This is a genomic window from Brevundimonas sp. P7753, assembly GCF_013386595.1.
GTDB classification, from domain to species: Bacteria; Pseudomonadota; Alphaproteobacteria; order Caulobacterales; family Caulobacteraceae; genus Brevundimonas; species Brevundimonas bullata.
The window spans coordinates 1-395 of record NZ_JACARP010000236.1 but is presented as its reverse complement, the minus strand read 5'-3'; the positions used below and the strand labels follow the sequence as shown (position 1 = coordinate 395).

The following is a 395-nucleotide window of genomic DNA, read 5'->3' as shown; positions in this document are numbered from 1 at the left end:
TGCCGCCCATGCCGCCCATGTCGGGGGCGCCGGCGCCGCCCTTCTTGGGAGCGTCAGCGATGGCGGCTTCCGTCGTGATCATGATGCCGGCGACCGAGGCGGCCGACTTCAGAGCCGAACGAACGACCTTGGCCGGATCGATCACGCCCATCTGGACGAGGTCGCCGTACTCTTCGGTCTGGGCGTTGAAGCCGAACGAAGCGTCGCTCGAGTCCATGACCTTGCCGACCACGATCGAGCCTTCGACGCCCGAGTTTTCCGAGATCTGACGGATCGGAGCCTGCAGGGCGCGACGGACGATGGCGATGCCGGCGTTCTGATCGGCGTTGGCGCCCTTCAGATCGATCAGCTTCTTGGAGGCTTGCAGCAGGGCCACGCCGCCGCCCGGGACGATG

At 66.8% G+C, this 395-nt stretch carries 1 protein-coding gene; it reads right to left on the bottom strand.

Going from position 1 to position 395, the window contains the following annotated elements; all coding sequences use genetic code 11:
- Positions 1-395 (bottom strand): TCP-1/cpn60 chaperonin family protein (locus HX774_RS19350; protein WP_304488870.1); only part of this gene is annotated, 395 nt, incomplete at both ends.